Origin of the sequence: Acinetobacter sp. YH01025 (genome assembly GCF_013420185.1) — a bacterium.
GTDB lineage: Bacteria > Pseudomonadota > Gammaproteobacteria > Pseudomonadales > Moraxellaceae > Acinetobacter > Acinetobacter indicus.
On sequence record NZ_VOYR01000029.1, the window covers coordinates 1 to 4439 of the forward strand.

At 34.4% G+C, this 4439-nt stretch carries 8 protein-coding genes; 6 read left to right on the forward strand and 2 right to left on the reverse strand.

What is annotated here, in order from left to right; all coding sequences use genetic code 11:
* Positions 1-2 precede the first annotated feature (2 nt).
* Together FTT89_RS14305 and FTT89_RS14310 are read left to right on the forward strand one after the other, a co-directional pair.
* Positions 3-458, forward strand: coding sequence for a hypothetical protein (locus FTT89_RS14305; protein WP_257220057.1), 456 nt, complete (start codon positions 3-5; stop codon positions 456-458).
* Between the two features lie 197 nt (positions 459-655).
* Positions 656-907 carry a hypothetical protein gene (locus FTT89_RS14310; protein ID WP_004969151.1) on the forward strand — a complete coding sequence of 84 codons (252 nt, stop codon included), beginning with the start codon at positions 656-658 and terminating at the stop codon, positions 905-907.
* Between the two features lie 23 nt (positions 908-930).
* Here FTT89_RS14310 and FTT89_RS14315 read toward each other — a convergent pair whose 3' ends face one another.
* A complete protein-coding gene (locus FTT89_RS14315) occupies positions 931-1245 on the reverse strand; it encodes a BrnA antitoxin family protein (protein WP_096902543.1) in 315 nt (104 codons plus the stop codon).
* Positions 1208-1519 (reverse strand): BrnT family toxin, encoded by a 312-nt coding sequence (locus tag FTT89_RS14320; RefSeq protein WP_096902542.1) that lies wholly within the window; start codon positions 1517-1519, stop codon positions 1208-1210. Before FTT89_RS14320 ends, FTT89_RS14315 begins: the two co-directional genes overlap by 38 nt.
* 294 nt (positions 1520-1813) lie before the next feature.
* Here FTT89_RS14320 and FTT89_RS14325 point away from each other — a divergent pair, with 294 nt between their 5' ends.
* The 4 genes from FTT89_RS14325 to FTT89_RS14340 all read left to right on the forward strand — a co-directional run.
* Entirely contained in the window at positions 1814-2227 is a 414-nt protein-coding gene (locus tag FTT89_RS14325; RefSeq protein WP_005020944.1) for a hypothetical protein, read from the forward strand.
* 2 nt (positions 2228-2229) lie between these two features.
* A complete protein-coding gene (locus FTT89_RS14330; RefSeq protein ID WP_000723215.1) occupies positions 2230-2544 on the forward strand; it encodes a hypothetical protein in 315 nt (104 codons plus the stop codon).
* Positions 2545-3265: 721 nt separating this feature from the next.
* Positions 3266-4198, forward strand: a complete 933-nt coding sequence (gene repM / locus FTT89_RS14335) for a replication initiation protein RepM (RefSeq protein WP_026438545.1) — start codon at positions 3266-3268, stop codon at positions 4196-4198.
* Positions 4195-4439: hypothetical protein (locus FTT89_RS14340; protein WP_180172909.1), on the forward strand; the 245-nt coding region annotated here is incomplete at its 3' end. The genes repM and FTT89_RS14340, both read left to right, overlap by 4 nt.

Below are 4439 nucleotides of genomic sequence, written 5' to 3' on the forward strand. Positions count from 1 at the left end.
TATTGGCATCCATGAAGGAATATCGAGAAGCCATAGCAGACGATAAGAAGCGATTAGAGCAGTTTTACAACCAAGTCGCTAGTGGAGTGCTAGACAAGGCTGAAAAATCGCTAGAAAACGCAAATAAGAAGCATACAGGTGCATTAAACAACAGTATTCAGGCATTAAACGAAGCTACAAACAGGCTCAACTTAAAACTTATCCTTATTTTTGCCAGCACGTTTGTGGCTGTGATGATGGTATTCATTTTGGCAATCTTCTTATACGTGCCAAGCAAAGACGAAATTGATAACCGTAGAGCTGATATGGCTTTACTAAAAAAATATCCGCTACAAATTAGAGAAAGTGATGGTGAAACATTGGTGAGAATCATGAGGAAAAATTGCTATTCGTTTGAACCGAGTAGTGTCAAAGAAAAAACGTATGACTGGTGTCAGATCGACCCTAAAAAATACTAGTTGATCGGTACTTTGCTTGGTTTTTCTTATTACTGATCAGATTACAGCAAGCGCAAAGTTGCCCGACTTTGAAACATGGCTAAAGCCATATTTCAAAGCATCGAGCTGAAATTTCGCATAAGAGATTTTATGTTAAATAAGACTATTAAGATCAGTTATAATTATCCAATAAGTGATTAAAAATAATAAGGTAATTTATGTCTACATGGGTGTGGGTACTTATTTATTTGGCAGTTAGCTTAATGTTCAAATGGATTATTTCATGGGGTGGAGCTGATTATATTAAAGGCTGGAAGAGTATCTTTTTCTTAGATATGGAATCAAGCTCATGGAATGAAGAACAGCTTAGAGCTATGGCTTTGTTTCTATGGATAGCATTTACCATTCTTTTTATTATAGGTTTAATTTACCCCGAATTTAGATTCTATAAGCTTAAAAATAGTTTGTAAAAAACGGAGCTTAAGCTCCGTTTTTATGGGTGATTTTTTAAATCATTCAGCATTGCATCACGTAAAATCTTATTCATACGTGTCTGATAGCCTTTGCCTTGTGCTTTTAGCCATTGCATGACATCTGCATCAATGCGTACTGTAGTCACTTGTTTAGTTGGCTTATAAAACGGATTTTGGACAGCATTTTTCCAAAAGCTTTCATCAAGTTCAGGAATGTCGGAAAAGTCTATTTCACTGTCTGCGCGTTTAGCCAGAGCTTCAAGTCTTGCCTTTTGTTCTTCAGACAAAACAGGAGGTTTATTCAAATCTACTTTGTACGTAACGGTTTTGCTCATACTGTTTCCTCTCTTTTTTCTCTGCCTGTCGTGCCGAAATAATGCGGATATGATCCATCCCATTATGGTCTTGTACTGTGTGGGCCACCAATAAAACAGCTTGCCCATGTACCATACCTATCGCTTGCCAACGATATTCACCATTTTCAAAGCGATCCTGTTTATATAAGGCATGAGCATCGTAAAAAACCAATGTCGCATCTTCAAAAGCTATACCATGCTTTTTAAGGTTTATTTCTGCTTTATGCTCATCCCATGAAAACTCAATTTCCATAGTTGCATCGCTTTTTGTTAATATAAAAATGTTAATACAAAATTGTAACTTTTGCAAAGTTCTTCCATTTTTTATTGGCAAAAGCTTACAGAATCGAACATAAAAAAGCCGACTTGTTTCAAAGTCGGCTTTTTGCTGTTTTTATGCTCAGGGTTAAATTTTTAAGTATTTGATTTTTATATTAATATACAAGTGTATTGCGTATAACCACCATTATGTTAAATAGAATCAAAAAACCTCCAATAAAATCGTTATAGTATTATTATTTATTGAGTAGATAAGAGAATTAAATTAGTGAAATACTCAAATGAAAAAATAGTAAAAGCTCTCTTACTTTCTCCTTTACCACTACTTTTTTTCACAGCAGTCCGGTTTATCGTAATGAATCAGGAATACAGCCTATACTCGATTTTAGTGGTTCTTGTAGGGCACGGTCTTGTCTACTTGGCTTATTGTATTTTGACTGTACCTTTCAGCTTCATATTCTCAATTCTTTTAAATCGTTATAACAGTCTTAATTTATTAACTATCTGTATTGCCTCTATAATTATTGCTACTCCATTTTTTATTCTTTTTGAATGGAGTCACACAGGAGAAATTTCGAAAGAGTGGTGGAAAATGTATACCAATACATGGACTATTTTTATGGCTCTCTTTCCTGGCTTATGTTATTGGCTGTTTTTAATTAATTTAAAAGATAAAGAATAGTTATGAAAAAAATATTATATTTTAATTTCTTAGCGATTATTTTGACTTATGTATCTTTGCTTTATCAAAAAAATATATTAGTTGCTCGCATAGTTGTAGATAAGCTTGAAAAAGTTGAAGTCATAGCTGGGGGATTTCCTCTACAGTTCCTTATAGATGGTGAAACCTCTCCAGTCGGAAGTATAAGTATCAATCCTTTATTTATTTTCATCGGCATGGATCAATTTGTTTTTCTCAATTTTTTTATTGATTATTTATTTTGGGTAAGTATTTTATTTGCTTTTTCTATGATTGTGAAAAAGTACAGAATTGTATAGATCTCCTAAAATTAACATAATACACGTTATACGAAATGCGTTATAATTATCTATAGAAATCAATGCTGTAGTTTCTAGTTTATAGCCCGAACATCCCTGTTCGGGCTTTTTTTATGATTTTTCACGTTTCACGCCTATTATTTAAGCAATGTTTCACAACTTTGATTAGCTCCAGTAAATAATTAAAACCTAGATAATAAGAACCGAGCGAGTGTCTACGAGCGATTGAGCATCATCAAAATTTCGCCCTCGCCTTTTCTCTGATTACAAGCTCCCTTTCGATTTTAAACGGTAGGTACAGAGCATCCCGAATGGGTGCGAACTTTGGAGCTTTTGCTTTTCAAAAAGTATGAGCGAAGCGAATACATTACAAATGCTTTTGCTTTTAGATTTCACAAATAGGATTAACCAAAAACTGCCCCACGAAGCGAGGAACGAGCTTCAATAGAGTACGAGCTTTAGCGAGTACCTAGGGCAGTTTGCACTCCCCTCTCGAAAGGCTTTTAATTATTTTTAAAGCTTTTAAATGCTTTTAGATAAGCTGAAAACATTGATATGAGAGGACTACAGCTTATATAAGCACACAAATTCTCTTGTATAAGCACACAAATTCTCTTGTATAAGCACACAAATTCTCTTGTATAAGCACACAAATTCTCTTGATTTACACACATAAAATATATAGTGTGTAAATACACATTAATAATAACGTGTATTTAATATGAAGAATGGTTTAGTTGTGAAAGATAATGCATTAATAAACGCCAGTTATAATTTAGAACTAACGGAACAGCGTTTAGTCATGCTTGCAATCATTAATGCAAGGGAATTAGGGCGGGGTATTACGGCAGATAGCAAACTAGAAATACATGCTAGTGACTATGCAAAACTATTTAATGTATCACCTGATGCATCCTACAAAGCCCTGAAAGATGCCGTAAATAATCTATTTAACAGGCAGTTTAGCTATACAGCCGAATATAAAAAAACAGGGAAGGTAGGTATCGTTCGCTCTCGCTGGGTAAGCCGTATTTTTTATGTAGATGATTTGGCATTACTAGAAATTACTTTCGCACCTGATGTAGTTCCTTTAATCACTAGATTAGAAGAACACTTTACAAAATATGAAGCCAAACAAGTTGCACACCTAACCAGTAAGTATGCCACTAGACTTTATGAGTTATTAATCGCTTGGCGTGAAGTTGGTAAAACACCTGTTTTTGAACTACAACAATTACGTAAAAATTTAGGTGTTGAAGATGATGAATATCAACGTATGCACCATTTTAAAAGCCGTGTATTAGAAACTGCCATTACTCAAATCAATGAACATACAGACATAAAAGCCACTTATGAGCAACACAAGAAAGGGCGTACAATTACTGGGTTTTCATTCAAGTTTAAGCAGAAACAACAACCGAAAAAATTAGATTCTAAGCGTGACCCAAACACACCTGACTTTTTTATCAAAATGACCGATGCACAACGCCATTTATTTGCAAAAAAAATGTCAGAAATGCCTGAAATGGGGAAATATTCACAAGGTACAGAAAGCTACCAGCAATTTGCTATCCGTATAGCAGATATGCTGTTAGAGCCTGAAAAATTCAGAGAGCTTTATCCAATTTTAGAAAAATCAGGATTTCAGCCATGATTAAATTAAATAACCTATCAACCGATCTAAAGCATGTGACCGTTGAATACCTCGACATCGTAAATTATGAAATTGCGAGGGAAAATATATGCGGTTATATCTTCCTATTATCCCGACTATCCAAAGATGCCGAACCCACCGAAAAAATGCAGATGGAAAGCAAAATACAGAACTTAATTTACTATCGGGATAATTTACAAATCGAGGACAAGGACAATATTCAAAAGGTTTTAAATACGCT